The organism is Streptomyces macrosporus, from assembly GCF_039533145.1.
GTDB lineage: Bacteria > Actinomycetota > Actinomycetes > Streptomycetales > Streptomycetaceae > Streptomyces > Streptomyces macrosporus.
On sequence record NZ_BAAASZ010000026.1, the window covers coordinates 55,144 to 77,447 of the forward strand.

Genomic DNA, 22,304 nt, shown 5'->3' on the forward strand with positions numbered 1-22,304 from the left:
GGCTGTCGTCGGCGCCGCGTAAGGTGACATCCCTATGACCAAGCCCGCCCTCACCGACCTCCTCCACGCCGCCGTCGCCGCCGTCGGCGGTACCGAACGCCCCGGCCAGGTCGCCATGGCCGAAGCGGTGGCCGAGGCCATCACCGACAACACCCACCTGCTGATCCAGGCGGGCACCGGCACCGGCAAGTCGCTGGGTTACCTGGTGCCCGCCCTGGCGCACGGGGAGCGCACGGTCATCGCGACCGCGACGCTCGCCCTGCAACGGCAGTTGGTCGAGCGGGACCTGCCGCGCACGGTCGAGGCCCTGCACCCGCTGCTGCGCCGGCGCGCCGAGTTCGCCATGCTCAAGGGACGCTCCAACTACCTGTGCCTACACCGTCTCCACGAGGGCGTGCCGCAGGACGACGAGGACGGCCTGTTCGACCCCTTCGAGGCCGCCGCCCCCACCAGCAGACTGGGCAAGGACCTGCTGAGACTGCGGGACTGGGCCGACGAGACCGAGACCGGCGACCGCGACGACCTCACCCCGGGCGTCTCGGACCGGGCCTGGTCCCAGGTGTCGGTCTCCTCACGGGAGTGCCTGGGCGCCACCCGCTGCGCCTACGGTGCCGAGTGCTTCGCGGAGGCGGCGCGCGAGCGGGCCAAGCTGGCCGAGGTGATCGTCACCAACCACGCGCTGCTGGCCATCGACGCCATAGAGGGCGCGCCGGTGCTCCCCGGCCACGAGGTCCTGATCGTCGACGAGGCGCACGAACTGGTCTCCCGGGTCACCGGGGTGGCCACCGGCGAGCTGACGCCGGGCGGGGTGAACCGGGCGGTGCGCCGGGCGGCCAAGCTGGTCGACGAGAAGGCCGCGGACCGGCTCCAGGCCGCCGCGGAGTCCTTCGAGAAGCTGATGGAACTGGCCCTGCCGGGGCGTCTGGAGGAGATTCCCGAGGACCTCGGGTACGCCCTGGCGGCGCTGCGCGACGCGGCCCGCACGGTGATCACCGCGCTGGGCAACACCCGGGACAGGTCCGTCCAGGACGAGGACGCGGTCCGCAAGCAGGCCCTGGCGTCCGTCGAGAACGTCCACGAGGTCGCCGAACGCATTCTGACGGGCTCGGAGTACGACGTCGTCTGGTACGAGCGCCACGACCGCTACGGCGCCTCGCTGCGGGTCGCCCCGCTGACGGTCTCCGGGCTGCTGAGGGAGAAGCTGTTCGAGGACCGGTCGGTGATCCTGGCCTCCGCCACCCTCAAGCTCGGCGGCGACTTCGACGGTGTGGGCGCCTCCCTGGGCCTGACGTCGGAGGGCCGCATCACGGGCGAGAGAACCGCCGTCGACCAGGCCGGAGGCGGTGGGGACGGCGAGGACGACGGGGAAGGCGCCGAGGACGCCGTCCCGCGCTGGCGCGGGCTGGACGTCGGCTCGCCCTTCGACTACCGCAAGCAGGGCATCCTCTACGTCGCCCAGCACCTGGCCCCGCCCGGCCGGGAGGGCAGCCGCGGCGACATGCTGGACGAGCTGACCGATCTGGTCCAGGCCGCCGGCGGCCGCACCCTGGGGCTGTTCTCCTCGATGCGGGCCGCCCAGGCCGCCGCCGAGGAGCTGCGCGGGAGGCTGGACCTGCCGATCCTGTTGCAGGGCGAGGAGACCCTGGGGGAGCTGATCCGCCGGTTCGCCGCGGACGCGGAGACCTGCCTGTTCGGGACGTTGTCGCTGTGGCAGGGCGTGGACGTGCCGGGGCCGAACTGCCAGCTGGTGGTGATGGACCGCATTCCGTTCCCGCGCCCCGACGATCCGTTGATGAGTGCGCGGCAGAAGGCGGTCGAGGAGGCGGGCGGCAACGGGTTCATGGCGGTCGCGGCCACCCATGCGGCGCTGCTGATGGCGCAGGGCGCGGGCCGTCTGGTGCGGGCCACGGGGGACCGGGGCGTGGTCGCGGTGCTGGACCCGCGGCTGGCGCGGGCGCGGTACGGGGGCTTCCTGCGGGCCTCGATGCCCGACTTCTGGTACACCACCGACCGCAACCAGGTGCGCCGCTCGCTGGCCGCCATCGACGCGGCCGCGAAGGCGGCCGAGTAGCCCCGAGCGGGCCCCGGAGCGAGCCCCCGCGTGAGCGGGGGCCGAGAGGGGCTCCAGGGGCCCGTGGGACACATGTGGCCCCGGGACCGGCGCAGTGGTCCCGGGGCCGGTCTGTCGGGCGTCTCAGACGCGGCGCAGCACCGCGACGACCTTGCCCAGGATGGTGGCCTCGTCACCGGGGATCGGCTGGTAGGCGGAGTTGTGGGGGAGCAGCCACACGTGCCCGTCCTCGCGCTTGAAGCGCTTGACGGTCGCCTCGCCGTCCAGCATGGCGGCGACGATGTCACCGTTCTCCGCGACGGGCTGGCGGCGCACCGTCACCCAGTCCCCGTCGCAGATGGCCGCCTCGACCATGGAGTCGCCGACGACCTTGAGAACGAACAGTTCGCCGTCCCCGACGAGCTGACGCGGCAGCGGGAAGACGTCCTCCACCGACTCCTCGGCCAGGATCGGTCCGCCGGCGGCGATCCGGCCGACCAGGGGCACGTAGGAGGCGGCGGGCTTGCCGGTGGTGTCGGTCGTCTGGCTGGTGGGCGCGTCGGAGGCGCGCACCTCGTAGGCCCGCGGGCGGTGCGGATCGCGGCGCAGGAAGCCCTTGCGCTCCAGCGCCATGAGCTGGTGGGCGACGGAGGAGGTGGAGGACAGGCCGACGGCCTGGCCGATCTCCCGCATGGACGGCGGGTAGCCGCGGCGCTGCACGGAGTCGCGGATCACCTCGATGACCCGCCGTTGGCGGTCCGTCAGCCCGGAGCTGTCGGCTCGGATTCCCGGGGGGCGGCCGGGCAGCGCGCGGGCGGGCTTGGGGGCTTCCGGGCCGCTCGTGCCGTCGTGTTTCCCCGGGGGAGTGTTTGCTCCCTGCACATGATCGATTCGATCCCGGGAACGGTCCCGTGCGGTGATGGTGGCGCTCTCTGCGGTGGTGCTCACGTCGGCCCCTCTCAAGCGGTTCTCCCTAGCTGGACAACGGTAGGTGCTTTCGAAAGGTTGCGCCAAACACACGTTCGAGTGAAATTTCGCAGATTAGCTGACGTGATCGATGCGGTGGGTGTATGGACCCGAGGTCGCCGCCGATCGCTACGGTACCCTTTCGTGCGCTTCTCGCCCGGGCGTTTCCGGCCCGCACGGCGTGTTCGGGTAACCGGCCACCAGATGTAGTGGTTAGATGGTCGTCAGCCACCCAGAAGTTGTGGTCCCCCGCTCCTGAGGGCGGAGGGCATCGCCTATGCTGGGGGCCGCTTCGAGAGCCGTTCACCGGGCACTCGAAGGCTTGTCCAGTGCTGCGTTCGTGCGGCTTTCATGCTGCGCCATCGAGGGTGAAGGAGGGTGGGAAGCGATGCACTGCCCCTTCTGCCGGCACCCCGACAGCCGCGTCGTCGACAGCCGTACCACCGACGACGGCACCGCGATCCGCCGGCGCCGCCAGTGCCCGCACTGCTCCCGCCGGTTCACCACGGTGGAGAACGCGTCACTGATGGTGATCAAGCGGAGCGGGGTCACCGAGCCCTTCAGCCGGGACAAGGTGATCGCCGGCGTGCGCAAGGCGTGCCAGGGCCGTCCGGTCACCGAGGACGCGCTCGCCCAGCTGGGCCAGCGGGTCGAGGAGGCGGTCCGCGCCACCGGGAGCGCCGAGCTGTCCACGCACGACGTCGGCCTGGCCATACTCGGGCCGCTGCGCGAACTGGACCTCGTGGCGTACCTGCGCTTCGCGTCCGTCTACCAGGCGTTCGACTCGCTGGAGGACTTCGAGGCCGCGATCGCCGAACTGCGCGCGGCACGGGCCGACGCGCGCGGCGACCACGACGGCGACCGTGACGGGAGCCGTGAGGACGGGGCCGGCGAGGCCCGGGAAAGAGCCGTGGGCGGAACCCCGGCCGGAGACACCCCCGCAGGCGCCGACGGACGCCGGAACGGCGTCGGTGGCGGCGGTGACGGCCGTGACGCCGGGGACATCGGAGGCGGGGGAGGCGACGGGGGCGACGGCGGCCCCGGAGCCCCCGCCGTCCGGGCCGCCAGGGACTGAGCGGCCCACAGAACCCGACCGGAACGCTGTCGCGCTCCGGCCATCAGAACAGACACCACACCCGGGAAGGGCCGGGTGTGTCAGGGCGTTATGCCTGTACAGGGAGGCGGAATGACAGAGACGACGAGCGACCCGGCACGAGGCTCCAAGGCCAGGGGGAACAAGGCCGGCAAGGGGCTGCGGTTCGAGCGCATCCACACCACCCCCGGGGTGCACCCGTACGACGAGGTGGTCTGGGAGCGCCGTGACGTCGTCATGACCAACTGGCGCGACGGCTCGGTCAACTTCGAGCAGCGCGGCGTGGAGTTCCCCGACTTCTGGTCGGTGAACGCGGTCAACATCGTCACCAGCAAGTACTTCCGCGGAGCCCTGGGCACGCCCCAGCGCGAGACCAGCCTCAAGCAGCTCATCGACCGCGTGGTGAAGACCTACCGCGCCGCCGGAGAGAAGCACGGCTACTTCGCCTCCCCGGCCGACGCCGAGATCTTCGAGCACGAGCTGGCCTACGCCGTGCTCCACCAGATCTTCGCGTTCAACTCCCCGGTGTGGTTCAACGTCGGCACCCAGCAGCCCCAGCAGGTCTCGGCCTGCTTCATCCTCTCCGTCGACGACTCCATGGAGTCGATCCTCGACTGGTACAAGGAAGAGGGGATGATCTTCAAGGGCGGCTCCGGCGCCGGACTGAACCTCTCGCGCATCCGCTCCTCCAAGGAGCTGCTCTCCTCCGGCGGCAACGCGTCGGGCCCGGTGTCCTTCATGCGCGGTGCCGACGCCTCCGCCGGAACGATCAAGTCCGGTGGCGCCACCCGTCGCGCCGCCAAGATGGTCGTCCTGGACGTCGACCACCCCGACATCGAGGCGTTCATCGAGACCAAGGTCAAGGAGGAGGAGAAGATCCGCGCCCTGCGCGACGCGGGCTTCGACATGGACCTGGGCGGCGAGGACATCACCTCCGTCCAGTACCAGAACGCCAACAACTCCGTCCGCGTCAACGACGCCTTCATGAAGGCCGTCGAGAGCGGCGCGAAGTTCGGCCTGCGCGCCCGGCTGACCGGCGAGGTCATCGAGGAGGTCGACGCCCGCGCGCTGTTCCGCAAGATGGCCGAGGCCGCCCACGCCTGCGCCGACCCCGGCATCCAGTACGACGACACCATCAACCACTGGCACACCTCGCCGGAGACGGGCCGCATCACCGCCTCCAACCCGTGCAGCGAGTACATGCACCTGGACAACTCCTCGTGCAACCTCGCCTCGCTGAACCTGATGAAGTTCCTGCGGGAGGACGAGCAGGGCAACCAGTCCTTCGACGTCGAGCGCTTCGTCAAGGTCGTCGAGATGGTCATCACGGCGATGGACATCTCCATCTGCTTCGCCGACTTCCCCACCGAGAAGATCGCCGAGACCACCCGCGCCTTCCGGCAGCTCGGCATCGGCTACGCCAACCTCGGCGCCCTGCTGATGGCCACCGGCCACGCCTACGACTCCGACGGCGGTCGCGCGCTGGCCGGTGCGATCACCTCCCTGATGACCGCCACGTCCTACCGCCGCTCGGCCGAACTCGCCGCGATCGTCGGCCCGTACGACGGCTACGCCCGCAACGCCGAGGCCCACCAGCGCGTCATGCGCCAGCACGCCGACGCCAACACCGACGCCAAGCGCATGGACGACCTGGACACCCCGGTGTGGGCCGCGGCCACCGAGGCGTGGCAGGACGTGCTGCGGCTGGGCAAGAAGAACGGATTCCGCAACGCCCAGGCGTCCGTGCTCGCCCCCACCGGCACCATCGGCCTGATGATGGACTGCGACACCACCGGCATCGAGCCCGACCTCGCCCTGGTCAAGTTCAAGAAGCTGGTCGGCGGCGGTTCGATGCAGATCGTCAACAACACCGTGCCGAAGGCCCTCAAGCGCCTGGGCTACCAGCCCGAGCAGATCGAGGCGATCGTCGAGCACATCGCCGAGCACGGCAACGTCATCGACGCGCCGGGCCTGAAGCCGGAGCACTACGAGGTCTTCGACTGCGCCATGGGCGAGCGCTCCATCTCCCCGATGGGGCACGTGCGGATGATGGCCGCCACCCAGCCGTTCCTGTCCGGCGCCATCTCCAAGACCGTCAACATGCCCGCGACCAGCACCGTCGAGGACGTCGAGGAGATCTACCTCCAGGGCTGGAAGCTCGGCCTGAAGGCGCTCGCCGTCTACGTCGAGAACAGCAAGGTCGGCCAGCCGCTCTCCGCCAAGAAGAAGGAGGAGAAGGGCAAGGCCAAGGAGGGCGAGGCGGAGAAGGTCGTCGAGTACCGCCCGGTGCGCCGGCGCCTGCCCAAGGGCCGTCCCGGCATCACCACCTCCTTCACCGTCGGCGGCGCCGAGGGCTACATGACCGCCAACTCCTACCCGGACGACGGTCTCGGCGAGGTCTTCCTGAAGATGTCCAAGCAGGGCTCGACCCTCGCGGGCATGATGGACGCCTTCTCGATCGCCGTCTCGGTGGGCCTGCAGTACGGCGTGCCGCTGGAGACGTACGTCTCGAAGTTCACCAACATGCGCTTCGAGCCGGCCGGCATGACGGACGACCCCGACGTGCGGATGGCCCAGTCGATCGTCGACTACATCTTCCGCCGCCTGGCGCTGGACTTCCTGCCCTTCGAGACCCGCTCGGCCCTGGGCATCCACTCCGCCGAGGAGCGCCAGCGCCACCTGGAGACCGGCTCGTACGAGCCGGCCGAGGAGGAGCTGGACGTCGAGGGGCTGGCCCAGTCGGCTCCGCGCCAGGTGGACCCGCCCAAGCCGGTCAAGGCCCCGGAGCCGCAGGCCCAGGCCCCGGCCCCGAAGGAGGTCCACAGCTCCACGGAGCTGGTGGAGATGCAGCTCGGCCTCAACGCCGACGCCCCGCTCTGCTTCTCCTGCGGCACCAAGATGCGCCGCGCGGGCAGCTGCTACCTGTGCGAGGGCTGCGGCTCCACCAGCGGCTGCAGCTGACGGCGGACCGGGCCGCGGCGCTCGCCGCGGCCCGGTGTCCGGACGTGACGGGAGGGGCGTCGGCCTTGGGCCGGCGCCCCTCCCGCCGTACCGGGGAGGCCCCGGAAGATCTCCGGCGTCGGCCGACCGCGTGTCGGGCGGCGGGACCGGGAGCGCGGCGTCCGTCAGCGCGGTACGGGGCCCGGGGCGGCGTCACCGGCCCCGCGAGGTGTCTGGGAACGGTGGGAATGCCCCAGTTCCGGTCCGAGGCCGAAGTAGTGGCGGAAGTTGTAGACGAGCGGGCTCCAGGCCGCCGGGTCGATGTGGTGGGTACCGGGGACGACGATGCGCGGATCGGCGTGCACCCTTCGCACCACGGCCTCGACGACGACGAAATCCCCGGAGGCGTCCGGCCGTACCTGGTCGGCGCGCGCCTCCAACTGGAGGGGGCATTCGACGACCCGTGGTGGCCGGACCAGGTGGGAGGGCTCGGCGCGCAGCCCGGCCGCGGCGAACTTGTCCGGCTCGAAGCGGCACCCGGGTGGCTTGGAGGCGGGCACCGGGTGGCGTCCGGTCAGTGGAGCCAGACGTTCCACCGCCCGCCACTGATCGGGGGCGGGCAGATTGATCACCAGTTCGGGACGGTGGGCCAGGTTGTGCGCGCTCTGCCCGTCGGCGCCCAGGCCGAGGACGACCACCCGGCCGAGCGCCCAGGCGGAGGAGATCGGGGCGAGGTTGAACGAACCGTCCCGGTTCTCGGTCGAGAGCAGCACCACCGGAGTCCCGAAGTACAGGATGCTCGGTTCGATGGTCACGTGTCCGGTGGGGCCGTGCTCGGCGACCGTGCCCGAGGGCGGGATGTCGTGCTGTGCGATGTTCACGCGCCGATTGTGGGGAACGGACGTTTCGGCGGCGGCCGAAGCGTCGCGAGGCGGCGAACGCGACCGGCCCGCCGCTCCGGCGTCCGCCCCACCGGACGGGGGAAGCGGAAGGCGGATCAGGACACCGCGGCGCCCATCAGCGTGGCGAAGGAGTCCGGGTCGGCGTCGAACCCTCGGACGTCCTCGCGGAACTCCCAGACGCCCGAGCCGTCGCGGGTGAACTCCGCGACGGTCGCGGCCGTGGAGCCGGAGACGGCGGAGAAGTCGTGTCGGGCCAGTTCGGTGTACCCCTCGGCGATCCGGACGGCGGTGTTCGTTATGTCGCCGAACGTCTTGCGCCCCGGGCTCTGCTGGATGGCCACGCCCACCATCACGCGGACGTACGAGGACGCCATCCGGTGGAGTTCCAGCGTCATGACCTCGTCGTCGCCGAAGCCCAGGCCCGTCCTGCTGTCCCGGTTGAGGGTGATGGTGCCGTCGGGCGAGCGCCTGTCGAAGTGCACGAGGTGGACGGGTTCGCCGTGCGGGTCATCCGCGGAGTAGACCGCGGCGATGATGTCCAGGTCGTGGGGCGGCGCGCCGGAGGGGCTGGGATCCCACTTGAGCGCCACCTGAACCTTCTCGACCCCCTTGTTGAGACTGCTCACCAGGCTCCCCTTCCTCGGAACTGAGCCGCCGCGGTACGTGCCCGCGCCCGGTGGGCGGGGCCACGGCCGGACGAGGGCGTCCGGCCGGGTACGGGACCGGGCTCCGGTGTGGCGGGACCGGCCGTACGACCGGGTCCTCGACTGCCGGGGCTTCGGACCGTCCGTCCATGGTGCCATGCGCGCGGCCTCGCTCCGAGCGGAAGTCGCCGATCCGCAAGGCCGGTTGAGCACCCGTCAGGGCAGGTCCCTTGGCGTGGCCGGGGGCGGGCGGCGGACGCGGCGTCGACGCGACCGACGAGGGCGGTCGTCGAATCCCCACCCCCGAATCCCGCCCCCCGAACCCCCGCCTCGGCGGGAGGGGGCCCACGGGTGCCGGGCGTCGCCGGAGTGGTCGGTCCGGCGGACGGGTGAGCCGTCACCTCCGCGCGGGCCGTCCGGTCCCTCCGGTGGAAGAGGAACTCCGTTCGGACTGTGGAAGGCCGGTGGAACGCATGGAACCCGTCGAGTTCGGCGACGCCCCCACCCCCGGAGGGGACGCCGACAGGCCCGTCCTGGTGACCGGGGGCACCGGCACGCTCGGTCGCCGCGTCGTACGGCGGCTGCTGGAGGAGGAACGCGCGGTACGGGTGCTCAGTCGCCGTCCGCGGCCCGCCGGCGACCGCGAACCGTACGACTGGGCGACCGGCGACCTGAGCACGGGGGAGGGGATCGACGCCGCGGTCGCGGGCGTCGGGACGATCGTGCACTGCGCGACCACGGTCGGGCGCGGGGACGTGGCCGCGACCCGACGGCTGGTGGACGCCGCGCGCCGGTCGGGAGGCGAGCCGCACCTGGTCTACATCTCCATCGTCGGGATCGACCGGGTGCCGTTCGTCTACTACCGGGCCAAGTCGGCCGCCGAGCGGATCGTGGAGGGGGCGGGGCTGCCGTGGAGCGTCCTGCGGGCCACCCAGTTCCACGACCTGATCGCCGGGATCGTCGACGCGCAGCGGATGCTGCCGGTGGCGCTGGCGTTCGGTGGAGTGTGTTTCCAGCCCGTGGACGCCGGGGAGGTGGCCGACCGGCTCGCAGCCCTCGCCGTCGGCGGGCCCGCGGGCCGGGTGCCCGACATGGGCGGTCCGCAGGTGCGCGACCACCGCGAGCTGACGCGGACGACGCTGCGGGCCCGCGGCCGCCGTCGCCCGGTGCTGCCGCTGCGACTGCCGGGGGCCGTCTTCCGCGCCTTCCGGGAGGGGGGTCATCTGGCGCCCGACCGTGCGGTGGGCCGCGTCACCTACGACGAGTACCTGGCCGCTCGGACTCCCACAGGCGGGTGAGCCGGTCGTCCAGGATCTCCAGCGCCGCCTCGGGGGAGAGCCGCCCGATGAGGACATGGGTGGTCAGGCCGTCGGCGAGGGCGAGCAGGGCGTCGGCCTCGCGTTCGGGGCGGGGGCAGGGCGGGTCGGCCGCCTCGGCGATCAGGCCCGCCAGGAGCGCGCGCAGGTCGTCGTAGGCGCCGCGTACGACCGCCGCCAGCGCGGGGGTGACGGCGGCCTGCGCCACGAACGCCAGCCAGACCCGGGCCTCCGCGCGGTGCTCCTGGGCCAGGAGGGAGACCTCGGTGAGGGTGTGGCCGAGGGAGGTCCGCGCGGACCGGGCGGGCGAGGCGGCGAGCCGGGCGCGGACGCGATCGGTGATTCGCTCGCCCACGTGCGCGAGGGCGAAGACGAGCATCTCCTCCTTGGTGCGGAAGCAGCGCTGGACGGCTCCCATGGACACCTCGGCCCGGGTGGCCACGTCGCGCAGGGTGACCCCCTCCAGACCGCGCTCGTCGGCGAGGAGACAGACGGCGTCGGCGATCCGCCGGCGGCGGCTGTCGTGGTCGATCCTTCGGGGCATGGGCGCGGCCTCGCTTTTCCGATGCGCTTGTATCGATGACAGGGTACGGTTCCGATGCAAGCGCATCGGAACGAGGGGCGCCCGCGGAGGCGGCGGGCGCCGTGGAGGAGCGGAAGATGAGCGGTGGCGGCGGTGGCGGCGGTGGCCTCGGTGGGGACGGCGCCCTGTGGCGGTGGGAGGCCGGCGCGATCGCGCGGGCGGTCCGGGCCGGCGAGGTGAGCGCGGTCGAGGTGGTCGACCGCCACCTGGAGCGGATCGCGGAGGCGAATCCGGAGGTCAACGCCGTCACCCGGGTGCTCGCCGACGCGGCTCGGGAGCAGGCCGCCCGGATCGACTCCCGCCGCGCGGTGGGAGTCGATCCGGGCCCGTTGGCCGGCGTGCCGTTCACCGTCAAGGAGAACATCGCGATCGGCGGAGTGCCGACCACCCACGGCGCCCGGTGGTTCCGGGACGCCACGGCCACGGCCGACGCCCCGCCGGTGGCCAGGCTCCGCGCGGCCGGGGCCATACCGGTGGGCCGCGGCAACATGCCCACCCTCACACTCGCCGGGATGCACTCCCGCAGCGAACTCTTCGGCGACACGGTCAACCCCTGGGACCCCCGCGTCACCCCGGGCGGCAGCAGCGGAGGCGACGGCGCGGCCGTGGCGGCGGGTCTGGCGCCTCTGGGGCTGGGCAACGACTCCGGCGGATCGGTGCGCATTCCCGCCGCCTTCTGCGGCGTGACCGGCCTCAAACCCACCGAGGGACGATTTCCCGCCGACCACCGGATCGGAGCGGAGGACCCGCCCCTGAGCGCCCAGACGTTCCCGGTGGACGGTCCACTGGCCCGTACGGCCGGCGATCTGCGGCTCGCCTTCGAGGCGCTGGCCGGCCCGGGAGCCGACCCGCGCGACCCGCGCGCCGTGCCGGTGCCCACGGAAGGCCCCGACGGCGTCGGGCCCGTGCGGGTGGCGGTGGTCGCCGATCCGGGCGGTCGGGGCGTGCACCCGTGGGTGCGGGAGGCGGTGGACACCGCGGCCTCGTACCTGTCGGACGCCGGGTACGCCGTGACGGAGGTGCCCGACGTGCCGATGCACGACGAGGCGCTGGAGGCGTACGGCAGGATGATCATGACCGAATTCGCCCTGACCTGGCCCTCGGTCAAACGGATCCTGGGGGAGGGCGGACACCGCTACATCGAGATGTCGATGGCGCGCACCGCGCCGGTGGGCCTGTCGGAGTACCTGCGGCTGACCGGAGTGCGGCTGACGGTCCGGCGGGCCTGGGCCGAGTTCCTCACCGAGTACCCCCTGCTGCTCGGACCCGTGTTCACGAGCCCGCCGCCGGCGCCCGGCCTGGAGTCCCGCGACGAGGAGGGGCACCGCGCCGTCACCGAGGCGATGCGGCTGTGCACCGTCACCAGCTTCGCCGGCGTGCCGGCCGTGGCCGTGCCCGCCGGGGTGTGGGGCGGCCTGCCACAGGGGGTGCAGATCGTCGGGCAGGCCTTCCGCGAGGACCGGTGCCTGGCCGCGGCCGCGGTGGTCGAACGCGGCGTCGGGCGCCTCACTCCCGTCGGTCCCCATCTGTGACGAGCCATGCGATCAGTGCTCCATATGGCCGTACGATGGCGCGGTGTTGGTCAAGTGGATGCGGTGCACGGTGGTCGACCGACGCGGCTTCGAGCGAGGGCAGCGGAAGTGGGCGGGGCTGCTCGGCGAGCCGGGTTTCCGCGCGCAGGGCGGCGGCTGGAGCCGGTCCCGGCCGGGCGTGGCACACCTCTTCGGCTTCTGGGAGAGCCGCGCCTTCTACGACTCCTTCATGGCACGCTCCCACGACCGACTGGCGGCGGCGCAGAACGGCACCTACAAGGACGCCCAAGTCCGCCTCTTCGAGTACCGCTTCGACGTGAAGGTGGGGTTCCAACCGGGGTTCGCGGACGCCGACCTGCTGCGCGTCGCCCACTGCAAGGTGCGCCGGGAGCGCATCGAGCACTACACCCTGATGCAGGAGAAGGTGTGGAACCCGGCGATGGCCGGGTCGCCCGGGATGCTGCGGGGGGTCTTCGCCCAGGCGCGGAGCGAGGACGAGTTCCTGGTGCTGTCGATGTGGGACTCGGCCGCGGAGCACGGCAAGTACCGCACGGAGAGGATCGAGAGGCTGGCGCTGCGCGCCCAGCTCGGGGCCGACGTCACGGCGGTCACCGGGGACGTGATCGACCTCGAACCGGCGTGGACCGTCTGACGGACCGGTCCCGGCCTTGGACCCCGGCCCTGGCCTCGATCCCGGCCGCGGACGCCGTGCCCGCGGTGGGCCGGCGGCCCCGGCCCGCCTAGGCTGGACACATGGCACGACCCCGGCGCATCGTCCTGGTCCGACACGGAGAGTCGGAGGGGAACGTCGACGACTCGGTGTACGAGCGAATCCCCGACCACGCCCTGAGCCTGACCGCACGGGGGATCCGACAGGCGGAGGCCGCGGGCGAACGGCTGCGGGCGGTCTTCGGGGACGAGCGCGTCTCGGCCTACGTCTCGCCGTACCGCCGCACCCACCAGACCTTCCGGGCCCTGCGTCTGGACCCGACACGGGTGCGGGTCCGCGAGGAGCCGCGGCTGCGCGAACAGGACTGGGGCAACTGGCAGGACCGCGAGGAGGTCCGGCGGCAGAAGGCGGCGCGCGACGCGTACGGACACTTCTTCTACCGCTTCGCGCAGGGCGAGTCCGGCGCGGACGTCTACGACCGGGTCGGCGCCTTCCTGGAGAGTCTGTGGCGCAGCTTCGCCCTGCCCGACCACCCGCCGAACGTGCTGTTGGTGACGCACGGGCTGACCATGCGGCTGTTCTGCATGCGGTGGCTGCACTGGACGGTCGCGGAGTTCGAGTCCCTGTCCAACCCGGGAAACGGGGAGAGCCGGATGCTGCTGTTGGGGCCGAACGGGCGTTACCACCTGGATCGGCCCTTCGAGCGCTGGACCACCCCCGAGTCGTACGCGGGAGCGTACGAAGGGGAGTCCGGGGAGGCGTACGGCCTGGCGCACTCCTACGAACCCCCCGGCCGGCGCCGGAGCGGGTGACGGTCCGGTACCGCGACCACGGTCACGGCACCGCCGTGCCGACCGGCCCGGGCGGGTCGGACGGCCCCTCGCCGCACCCTCGTCACCGTCCTCGTGACACCGGGCGTGGGCCGGGCCTTGTCACCGCTCTGTCACAGAGCAGCGCTCGGGCGTCGCCGCGCGCCGGGCGCGCACTACGGTGACGCCCGGACCATCGCGTTGATCATCGATCACCGTGGCGCGGTGGGGGAGGGGAGGCCATGTCCGACCAGTCGTCCGATGCGCCCGCGGCGGAGGAACCGAGGAAAGCGACCCCGGGGGGTGACGGACCGCCGGAGGTCCCCGCGGCCATGACGCGGAAGGCCGATGGGGAGGGGCGGCGCCCCGGCGGGACGCACGAGGCCACGTCCTGGTCCGTCCCCCACCCACTGCCACCGCCCGCCTGGAAGGTGGCCGCGGAGCCCGAGGAGGCCGCGCCGCTCAGGCCGGCCACCGGATGGGCGGCGCTGGCCACGGGCCTGCTCGCGGCGCTGCTGCTCGGCGACGGGCTGGGGGCGAACGTGCTGCTGATCGCCGTACCGGCCGCCTTCGCCGCGTACATCGCCGCCCGCGCGGCGGGTCGCCGACCGCACCTGTGGACCTTGGTGTGGGCCGTGGGCGGCCTGGTGCTGCTGCTCGTGCCCGCGCTGCGGGACGCGGGGTGGCCGACCTTCCTGGCCCTGGTGACCGCGTTGGGATTGGGCTCGCTGGCGCTGCACGGGACGCGCACCTGGCGCGGCACCCTGCTGGGCTGCGTCGGAGTGTTCCTCGGTGCCGTGCCCGGGGTGGCCTGGGCCTGGCGCGGGGTGCGCGCACGGGCGGAGGGCTCTCGCGACCGGTGGGGACCGGTGGTCCGCACCGGCGGGATCGCCGTCGGGCTGCTGGTGGTCTTCGGTGCCCTGTTCGCCGGTGCGGACGCCGCCTTCGCCGATCTGTTGTCGGGACTGGTGCCCGAGATGTCGCTGAGCGACGGGCCTCTGCGTCTCCCGCTGTTCGTTCTGGGGGTGGTGGGAGCGCTGGCCGCGGCGCACACGGCCGCGACCCCGTGGCGCTGGGACCGCATCGAGAACACGCCGGGACGGCCCCGGGGACGCGTGGAGTGGGCGATACCGCTGATCGCCCTGAACGTGCTGTTCGCCGTCTTCAACGTCATCCAGCTCACCGTCCTCTTCGGCGGCTACGACAAGGTGCTCGGCGAGACCGGACTGTCCTACGCCGAGTACGCCCGGCAGGGCTTCTGGCAGTTGCTGGTGGCCACCCTCCTGACTCTCGTGGTCATCGCGCTGGCCCTGCGCTGGGCGCCGCGCGGCGCCGCCCGCGATCGCACTCTGGTCCGTACGGTGCTGGGCACGCTCTGCGCGCTGACCCTCGTCGTGGTGCTCTCGGCGCTGCGCCGCATGGACCTGTACGTCGACGCCTATGGCCTCACCCGGCTGCGGGTGTCGGTGGCCGGGATCGAGTTGTGGCTCGGCCTTGTCGTGCTGCTGATCATGGCGGCCGGGATCTTCGGAGGACGCCGGTTGCCGCACGCCGTCGTGGCGAGCGCCGGCGCCGCCGTGCTGTGCTTCGGCCTCGCCTCGCCGGACGCGCTGATCGCCGAGCAGAACGTCCGACGCTTCGAGCGGACCGGCAAGATCGACCTGAGCTACCTCCAAGAGCTCTCCGCCGATGCCGTACCGGCCCTGGACACGCTCCCCGAACCGCAGCGTTCCTGTGCCCTGCAGCGCATCGCCGAGGATCTGCGGGCGGAGGACGACCCCTGGTACGCGACCAGTTACGGCGCGGCGCGGGCCCGGTCCCTGCTCGACGAGCGTCCGGTCGACCGGGACAACGGGCTGTGCATGGGCCTGGATTCGGAGGGACGGGTCCGCGAGGCGTACTGATCCCGGCGGACCCGTCCGCCCGTCCCCCTCCCCGCGGTCAGACGGCGGGTCCCCCCGGTCCGGCCGTTCCGCCGAGGGCCTCCAGATCGCTTCGGCGCACCCGTATCACCACCAGGGCCGTGAGGAGGGCCAGGCCGATCAGGGCGGTCGCCGCCAGGAAGGACGTGGACATTCCCTGGACCAGCACCGCGTCGCCCCACCGGCCGGGCAGTTCGTGCGTGGCGGCGAACTCGGTCCGCTGCTCCGGGGAGGCATGGGCCGTGAAGTCGGGTATCTGCTTCACGGCCTCGGCGCGGCCTGCATCGCCGAAGAGCGTCATCAAGACGGCCAGTCCCAGCGAACCGCCCACCTGCTGCGTGGCGTTGAGCAGTCCGGAAGCCGCTCCCGCCTCGTGCTGGGCGACCCCGGAGACCGCGGTGAGCGTCAGGGTCACGAAGTTCAGCCCCATGCCGAAACCGAAGAACAGCATCGGCGCCAGGACGCCGTCCAGATAGCCGCTGTTCTGGTCGGTGAAGGTCAGCCACCCCATGCCGATGCCGGCGAGAAGGGAGCCGGTCACCATGAACGGCTTGGGGCCGAGCGTGGGAAGCAGCCGCTGCGACGTTCCCGCGCCCGCCACGATGGCGACGGTCACCGGAAGGAAGGCGAGTCCCGCCGTGATCGGGGAGTAGTGCAGCACGTCCTGCACGAAGAGCACGATGAAGAAGAACATCCCGAACATCGCCGCGGCGAGACTCAGCATGATCAGATACGTCCCGGAACGGTTCCGGTCGGCGAACATCCGCAGGGGTGTGATCGGGTCGGGAACGCGGGACTCGTTCAGGGCGAACGCGGCCAGCAGCACGACGGCCGCGCCGAAGGAGCCCAGGGTGATCCCGTCGCGCCAACCCTCCTCGGCGGCACGGACGAAGCCGTAGACCAGGGAGGCCATGCCGAGGGTGGAGGTCAGCGCTCCGGTGATGTCGAAACGGCCCGGGTGGCGGCGGGACTCGGCGATGTACAGGGGAGCGAGCACCGCGATCAGGATGCCGATGGGAACGTTGACGAACATCACCCAGCGCCAGCTCAGCCACTCGGTCAGCATGCCGCCGGCCAGCAGGCCGATGGCGCCGCCACCGGCCGAGACGGCCGCGAACACCCCGAACGCGCGGTTGCGCTCGGGACCCTCGGGAAAGGTGGTGGTGACGAGGGCCAGGGCGGTGGGCGACGCGATCGCGCCACCCGCGCCCTGCAGCGCCCGTGCCACGAGGAGTTGCCAGGGTTCCTGGGCCAGCCCGCCCAGCAGGGAGGCGAGGACGAACAGCAGGACGCCGGTCGTGAAGACCCGGCGCCGCCCCAGGATGTCGCCGGCCCTGCCGCCGAGCAGCAGCAGGCCGCCGAAGGTGAGGGTGTAGGACGTGACCACCCAGGAAAGACCCGTGGTCGAGAAGTCGAGCGCTTCCCTGATGTGGGGAAGCGCGATATTCACGATGGTGGCGTCGAGTACCACCATGAGCTGACAGGCGGCGATCACGAGCAGCGCGACGCCGCGTCGTGCCCGAGACCCGGGAGGTTGCGCTTCTTGCAGGTCGGTGACCAACTGAGAGGTTGCCACGTGTGAATCCCCCATGAAGAAAAATAGTGAACGCAGCCGTTCACTGTTCCTCAGCCTAGTGAGACCCGAGTAGAGAACGCAAGCGTTCACTAGGGGTCGCGTCGACGGTCGCGTCGACGAACGACGAGCACCAACGGAGAGACGGACATGGCCACTTCGCGCAACACGGACACGGACGCACCGGCTGTACGCCGCCGGGGCACCGAGCTGGAGCGCGCGATCCTCGACGCGACGCTCGAACAGCTGGGCAACGTCGGATGGGCGGGGCTGACCATGGAAGGGGTCGCCGCCCGGGCCCGCACCGGCAAGGCCGCGGTCTACCGCCGCTGGCACTCCAAGGTCGATCTGGTGGCCGACGCCCTGCGGGCCGGACTGCCGGACCCGGAAGAGGCCCCGGACTGCGGCAGCCTCCGCGAGGACCTGATCCACCTGTGCGTCCGGCTGCGCGACGCCATGTACTCCCCGACCGGGTGCGCGCTGCGGGCCGTCATCGACGAGTGTGACCGGACCGATGCCGAGCGCTTCTTCGGGATCATCGCCGGCAGGGTGCTGGAACCGGGGAAGCGTCTGATCGGCGAGGTGGTGCGGCGCGGTGTCGCGCGTGGCGAGGTGCGCGCCGACGCCACCGGGGACCTCGTCGTGGACGTGCTGCCGGCCATGCTGATGTACCGGCACAAGGTCACCGGGGCCTCGCTGGAGGAGTCGGACCTGATCGACATCGTCGACCAGGTGATGATGCCGCTGCTCGGCCCGCGCGCCGATTGAGCGCACCGGGGCCGGGCCCCGCGGAGCGCGTCCCGGTCGGGGAGCGTACCCTTGCTGGCGCCATGCCGTACGAGCCTCCCACCCACCGCGTCGAGCGTTCCCTGCGCGCCACCACCGGAGCGCGGATCGTCGCCGGGGTCGACGAGGTCGGCCGCGGCGCCTGGGCCGGGCCGGTCACCGTCTGCGCCGCGGTCACCGGGCTGCGCCGGCCGCCCGAGGGTCTCACGGACTCCAAGCTCATCGGCCCCGCGCGCCGTGCCGAACTGGCCGAGGAGCTCGCCGGATGGGTCACGGCCCACGCCCTGGGGCACTCCTCCCCGCAGGAGATCGACGAACTGGGCATGACGGCCGCGCTCCGGCTCGCCGCCGTACGCGCGCTGGAGGCTCTGCCGGTCCGCCCCGACGCGGTCATCCTCGACGGCAAACACGACTACCTGGGGCCGCCCTGGCGCGTCCGCACGGTGATCAAGGGCGACCGGTCCTGCGTCGCGGTGGCCGCCGCGTCCGTGATCGCCAAGGTGCACCGGGACGCCCTCATGGCACGCCTGGGCGACGAGTACGCCGCCTTCGGATTCGACCGCAACGCCGGCTACCCCTCGCCCGTGCACCGCGCCGCCCTCGCGGAGTTGGGGCCCACGCCCCACCACCGGCTGTCGTGGTCGTATCTGGACACGCTGCCGCGCTGGCGACACATGAAACGGACACGGGGGGAGCGAGCCGAGCAGATCGGCCTCTTCTGACCCGAAGTCATGCTAACGAAATCGCACCTTTTTCCGAACCCGGTGACACGTCCGGCTTCGGTGTTTGATAGACATCAGCCCATGCCGCACAGCTCCGAGGAGCCCAAGATCCACCCGACAGTCCCCGGCCCCCGCACCGCGGCGGGCAGCACCCGGACTCCCCAGGTTTCCCGCCCCGCCGCCCCCGTTCCCGGCCCCCGGCCGACACCGTCGCGAGCGGACCGCAGTCGTCCCGTTCCCGGCCGGCCCGCACCGGTGCGCACCGCGGCGTCCCCGCACCCCACCCCCGCGGGACGCCCCGCGGCACAGGCGAAGACGACACCGCAGATCCAACTCGTCCCCGCCGACGAGGCGGCCGCGGTCGAGGCCGCCGACGAGACCGTCGACAAGCTGCTCGACGAGGGGTGCCCGCCCGCCGACATCCTGGTGCTCACCACCGGCGACCCGCACCCCTGGGCACAGCACGAACTCTCCTTCGGCGAGGACTCCTACTGGCGTCAACAGGCCGAGGGCGAGGACGTCTTCTACGCCCACACGTCGGACGTCGACCGCACCACGGCCCGCCCGGTCGTCGTGTTCGTCGTCAACGGCGGGACGGACCAGGAGGCCGCCCGAGCGCTGCCCGAGGCCCTGGCCAAGGCGAGTTCACGGCTGATCGTCTGCGGAGATCCCCAGAGGCTGCGCAACCTGCTCTGATCCGCCGCTCCGCGCTCCGCCCGGAGAGTCAGCGGTCCGCGGCACGGCGCGGTGCCCCGATGCCCCCGCCTCGCGTCCGCCCGTTCCGGGCGGTGGGACCGAGGGACGGCCGCCGGCCGCGACGGTCCTCGCCGAGCACCTGCCATCCGGTGCGGGTCAGCGTGAGGTACGCCCCGCACCGCAGGCCGTGCAGGGCACAGGCGTCGCGCAGACCCCACATCCACGCACCGTCCTCCTCCGTCCAGCCGGAGTCGTCCTCCCGACAGCACAGCAGGACCGCGGTGCGCACGGGCCTGCGCAGACGCAGGTCGTGCGGGACGATCCCGCGCAGGTGGGACAGCAGGGCATTGCGGCATTCCCAGCCGTCGGGCACGGAGTCGGAGCGGGTGAACGACGCGCTCGCGACGAGCCGTTCGTCCGGTCCGAGCACCGCCACGACGGCGGTGGCCGGGCCGGGTCGGTGGCGGGTGTACAGGCCGGTGACGACCTCGCGCGGGTTGCGCAGCAGGGGTATCCCGGCGGCGATCCACTCGGCGGGTTCGAGGGTGCGCCCGAGGCGGGACGACGTGTCCGCGGGCGATGGCGAGGCGAAGCCGAAGGCCATGGTTCTCCCTCCGTCCTTCGTCCGTGGGCCGCACCCATTCTCACCTGCGCGGACGGCGACGGCAACGGAACATCGGCTGCCGTGGACCACCCGGGCCGGCACCGCACCGACGCCCGTCGTTCTCACCGTTCCGGCCCTCTCGGCCGGCCTCCGCCCCCGGTGTTCCTCCGTCGACGCCGATGCGGACGGTTCCTGCGACGCCCGGTGGAACGTCACCCCTGCACGGCGAGGACCAACGGCATCACTCCCTCCGCGCCGGCCCGGCGCAACAGCCGCGCGGCCACGGCCAGGGTCCAACCGGTCTCCGTGAAGTCGTCCACCAGCAGCACCGGCCCACCACAGGCCGCCACCGCCTCGGCCAGGGGCTCCGGCACGGTGAGCGCTCCGTGCAGCGCCCTGAGCCGCTGCGCGCTGTTGGTCCGCGGAACACGGGTGTCCACCGATGCGTCGACGTACTCCACGGTGCCCAGCAGCGGTATCCGGCCGACCGTCGCGATCCGTTCCCCCAGCGACCGGATCAGCCGTGGCCGGGTCCGGGAGGCGATCGTCACCACCCCCACAGGCCGGGCCGGGGCCCCCTCCTGCCCGGAGGCCCACCCTCCGGGGCCCTTGGCCCAGTCGGCGAGCACCGTCACCACGGCACCGGCCACGTCCTCCGGCACCGGCCCGTCCGCCGACCGCGGCTCCAGCAGCGGACGCAGCCGATTGCCCCAGCCGATGTCGGAGAGCCGGCCCAGGGCCCTGCCGGGAGCGGCCTGTTCCCCGGGCGGAATACGGCCCTTGAGGTCCAGCCCGATGGCGGGCAACCCCGTCGGCCACATCCTGCGGGGCTCCACCTCCACGCCGGGGCGCCTCAGTTCACCCCGTGCGGCCTCCAGCGACACGGGATCGACCTCGGTGCCGAACCGCGGCCCCGCGCAGTTGTCGCAGCGCCCGCAGGGCGCGGCCTCCTCGTCGTCCAACCGGCGCCGCAGGAACTCCATCCGACACCCGGAAGCGGCCGCGTACTCCCGCATCGCCCGCTGCTCGGCCTCCCGCTGCCGGGCCACCCAGGCGTACCGCTCCGTGTCGTAGGACCACGGTGCGCCGGTGGCGATCCAACCACCGCGCACCCGCCGCACCGCTCCGTCCACGTCGAGGACCTTGAGCATCATCTCCAGCCGCGAGCGGCGCAGTTCCACCAAGGGCTCCAGGGCGGGCAGCGACAACGGCCGATCGGCCGCCGCCAGCACGTCCAGCGTGCGGCGCACCTGCTCCTCGGGCGGGAAGGCCAGGGAGGCGAAGTACCGCCAGATCGCCTCGTCCTCCGGGCCGGGCAGCAGCAGCACCTCGGCATGCTCCACACCACGCCCGGCCCGGCCCACCTGCTGGTAGTAGGCGATGGGGGAGGAGGGCGAGCCGAGGTGGACGACGAACCCCAGATCCGGCTTGTCGAAGCCCATGCCCAGGGCTGAGGTGGCCACCAGCGCCTTGACCCGGTTGTCGAGCAGGGCGGCCTCCGCGGCCTCCCGATCGGCGTTCTCGGTCCTCCCCGTGTAGGAGGAGACCGCGTGCCCGCGCTGCCGCAGGAACGCCGCCACCTCCTCGGCCGCCGACACCGTCAGCGTGTAGACGATCCCGGACCCCGGCAACTCGTCGAGGTGGCTGTCGAGCCAGGCCAGCCGGTGCGCCGCGTCCGGCAGGTGAAGCACGCCCAGACGGAGGCTCTCGCGGTCCAGGGGACCGCGCAGGACGAGCGCGTCCGCCGTCCCCTCGCCGGTGCCCAACTGCTCGGCCACGTCGGCCGTGACCCGGGCGTTGGCCGTCGCGGTGGTGGCGAGCACGGGGACACCCGGGGGCAGCTCCGCGAGCATCGTCCGCAGCCGTCGGTAATCGGGCCGGAAGTCGTGGCCCCAGTCGGAGATGCAGTGCGCCTCGTCGACCACCAGCAACCCGGTCGTGGCGGCCAGCTTCGGCAGCACCTGATCGCGGAAGTCGGGGTTGTTGAGCCGCTCCGGGCTCACCAGCAGCACGTCGACCTCACCCGCGGCCACCTCGGCGTGGACCGCCTCCCACTCCTCGGTGTTCGAGGAATTGATCGTGCGAGCGTGGATTCCCGCCCGCTCGGCGGCCTCCACCTGGTTGCGCATCAGCGCCAGCAGAGGGGAGACGATCACGGTGGGCCCGCTGCCGCGTTCGCGCAGCAGCGCGGTCGCCACGAAGTACACCGCCGACTTGCCCCAGCCGGTGCGCTGCACCACCAAGGTCCGCCGGCGCTCCACCACCAGGGCCTCGACGGCCCGCCACTGGTCCGTGCGCAACCGCGCCGTGCCGGTGGTGTCGCCGACGAGGCGGGACAGTACGGCATCGGCCGCGGCACGCAGGTTCTCCTCGCTCATGCGTCCATGCAACCCGATCGCACCGACACCGCGCGAACGGGACCTGTGGACAACCGATGATTCATGTGATCATCGCCGCCGCCTGTGGACGACCGCGAGCGGCGCCGCGTCCACCCGC

At 72.5% G+C, this 22,304-nt stretch carries 18 protein-coding genes; 11 read left to right on the forward strand and 7 right to left on the reverse strand.

Features of this window, described 5'->3' with window-relative positions:
• Positions 1-34: 34 nt before the first annotated feature.
• The gene (locus tag ABD335_RS17260) at positions 35-2,071 is read left to right on the forward strand and encodes an ATP-dependent DNA helicase (protein ID WP_344323842.1); all 2,037 of its coding nucleotides are present in this window, start codon (positions 35-37) and stop codon (positions 2,069-2,071) included.
• Between the two features lie 123 nt (positions 2,072-2,194).
• Here the strand turns inward: ABD335_RS17260 and lexA are convergent, their stop codons facing one another.
• The gene (gene lexA / locus ABD335_RS17265) at positions 2,195-2,932 is read right to left on the reverse strand and encodes a transcriptional repressor LexA (protein ID WP_425583660.1); all 738 of its coding nucleotides are present in this window, start codon (positions 2,930-2,932) and stop codon (positions 2,195-2,197) included.
• A 472-nt stretch (positions 2,933-3,404) separates the two neighbouring features.
• On the opposite strand from lexA, the gene nrdR reads away from it, so the two are divergent.
• Both nrdR and ABD335_RS17275 read left to right on the forward strand, forming a co-directional pair.
• Positions 3,405-4,091, forward strand: a complete 687-nt coding sequence (gene nrdR / locus ABD335_RS17270; protein WP_344323845.1) for a transcriptional regulator NrdR — start codon at positions 3,405-3,407, stop codon at positions 4,089-4,091.
• 111 nt (positions 4,092-4,202) lie between these two features.
• On the forward strand, positions 4,203-7,070 hold the full coding sequence (locus ABD335_RS17275) for a vitamin B12-dependent ribonucleotide reductase (RefSeq protein ID WP_344323847.1): 2,868 nt from the start codon (positions 4,203-4,205) through the stop codon (positions 7,068-7,070).
• 164 nt (positions 7,071-7,234) lie between these two features.
• Here the strand turns inward: ABD335_RS17275 and ABD335_RS17280 are convergent, their stop codons facing one another.
• Entirely contained in the window at positions 7,235-7,924 is a 690-nt protein-coding gene (locus ABD335_RS17280) for a flavin reductase family protein (protein WP_425583673.1), read from the reverse strand.
• A 122-nt stretch (positions 7,925-8,046) separates the two neighbouring features.
• On the reverse strand, positions 8,047-8,577 hold the full coding sequence (locus ABD335_RS17285) for a TerD family protein (RefSeq protein WP_344323850.1): 531 nt from the start codon (positions 8,575-8,577) through the stop codon (positions 8,047-8,049).
• Positions 8,578-9,068: 491 nt separating this feature from the next.
• Here ABD335_RS17285 and ABD335_RS17290 point away from each other — a divergent pair, with 491 nt between their 5' ends.
• Complete coding sequence (locus ABD335_RS17290; protein ID WP_344324706.1) at positions 9,069-9,893, forward strand: SDR family oxidoreductase; 825 nt, start codon at positions 9,069-9,071, stop codon at positions 9,891-9,893.
• Here the strand turns inward: ABD335_RS17290 and ABD335_RS17295 are convergent.
• The gene (locus ABD335_RS17295) at positions 9,847-10,455 is read right to left on the reverse strand and encodes a TetR/AcrR family transcriptional regulator (protein ID WP_344323852.1); all 609 of its coding nucleotides are present in this window, start codon (positions 10,453-10,455) and stop codon (positions 9,847-9,849) included. The two genes, ABD335_RS17290 and ABD335_RS17295, sit on opposite strands and share 47 nt — an antisense overlap.
• A 116-nt stretch (positions 10,456-10,571) precedes the next feature.
• Between ABD335_RS17295 and ABD335_RS17300 the strand changes: the two genes are divergently transcribed.
• From ABD335_RS17300 to ABD335_RS17315, 4 genes are all read left to right on the forward strand, one after another.
• The gene (locus ABD335_RS17300; RefSeq protein ID WP_344323854.1) at positions 10,572-12,026 is read left to right on the forward strand and encodes an amidase; all 1,455 of its coding nucleotides are present in this window, start codon (positions 10,572-10,574) and stop codon (positions 12,024-12,026) included.
• A 43-nt stretch (positions 12,027-12,069) separates the two neighbouring features.
• Positions 12,070-12,678: a YdbC family protein gene (locus ABD335_RS17305; protein ID WP_344323856.1), complete on the forward strand. Its 609-nt coding sequence runs from the start codon at positions 12,070-12,072 to the stop codon at positions 12,676-12,678.
• 101 nt (positions 12,679-12,779) lie between these two features.
• Positions 12,780-13,508 carry a histidine phosphatase family protein gene (locus ABD335_RS17310; protein WP_344323858.1) on the forward strand — a complete coding sequence of 243 codons (729 nt, stop codon included), beginning with the start codon at positions 12,780-12,782 and terminating at the stop codon, positions 13,506-13,508.
• A gap of 239 nt (positions 13,509-13,747) precedes the next feature.
• Positions 13,748-15,409: a DUF4153 domain-containing protein gene (locus ABD335_RS17315; protein ID WP_425583661.1), complete on the forward strand. Its 1,662-nt coding sequence runs from the start codon at positions 13,748-13,750 to the stop codon at positions 15,407-15,409.
• 37 nt (positions 15,410-15,446) lie between these two features.
• On the opposite strand, the gene ABD335_RS17320 is transcribed toward ABD335_RS17315, so the two are convergent.
• Positions 15,447-17,003, reverse strand: coding sequence for an MFS transporter (locus ABD335_RS17320; protein WP_425583662.1), 1,557 nt, complete (start codon positions 17,001-17,003; stop codon positions 15,447-15,449).
• Positions 17,004-17,150: 147 nt separating this feature from the next.
• On the opposite strand from ABD335_RS17320, the gene ABD335_RS17325 reads away from it, so the two are divergent.
• From ABD335_RS17325 to ABD335_RS17335, 3 genes are all read left to right on the forward strand, one after another.
• Entirely contained in the window at positions 17,151-17,768 is a 618-nt protein-coding gene (locus ABD335_RS17325) for a TetR/AcrR family transcriptional regulator (protein ID WP_344323865.1), read from the forward strand.
• Positions 17,769-17,830: 62 nt separating this feature from the next.
• Positions 17,831-18,508, forward strand: a complete 678-nt coding sequence (locus ABD335_RS17330) for a ribonuclease HII (RefSeq protein WP_344323867.1) — start codon at positions 17,831-17,833, stop codon at positions 18,506-18,508.
• A 255-nt stretch (positions 18,509-18,763) separates the two neighbouring features.
• Positions 18,764-19,204, forward strand: coding sequence for a hypothetical protein (locus tag ABD335_RS17335; protein ID WP_344323869.1), 441 nt, complete (start codon positions 18,764-18,766; stop codon positions 19,202-19,204).
• Between the two features lie 28 nt (positions 19,205-19,232).
• On the opposite strand, the gene ABD335_RS17340 is transcribed toward ABD335_RS17335, so the two are convergent.
• On the reverse strand, positions 19,233-19,808 hold the full coding sequence (locus tag ABD335_RS17340; protein WP_344323871.1) for a hypothetical protein: 576 nt from the start codon (positions 19,806-19,808) through the stop codon (positions 19,233-19,235).
• Between the two features lie 212 nt (positions 19,809-20,020).
• Entirely contained in the window at positions 20,021-22,186 is a 2,166-nt protein-coding gene (locus tag ABD335_RS17345) for a RecQ family ATP-dependent DNA helicase (RefSeq protein ID WP_344323873.1), read from the reverse strand.
• Between the last annotated feature and the right edge of the window lie 118 nt (positions 22,187-22,304).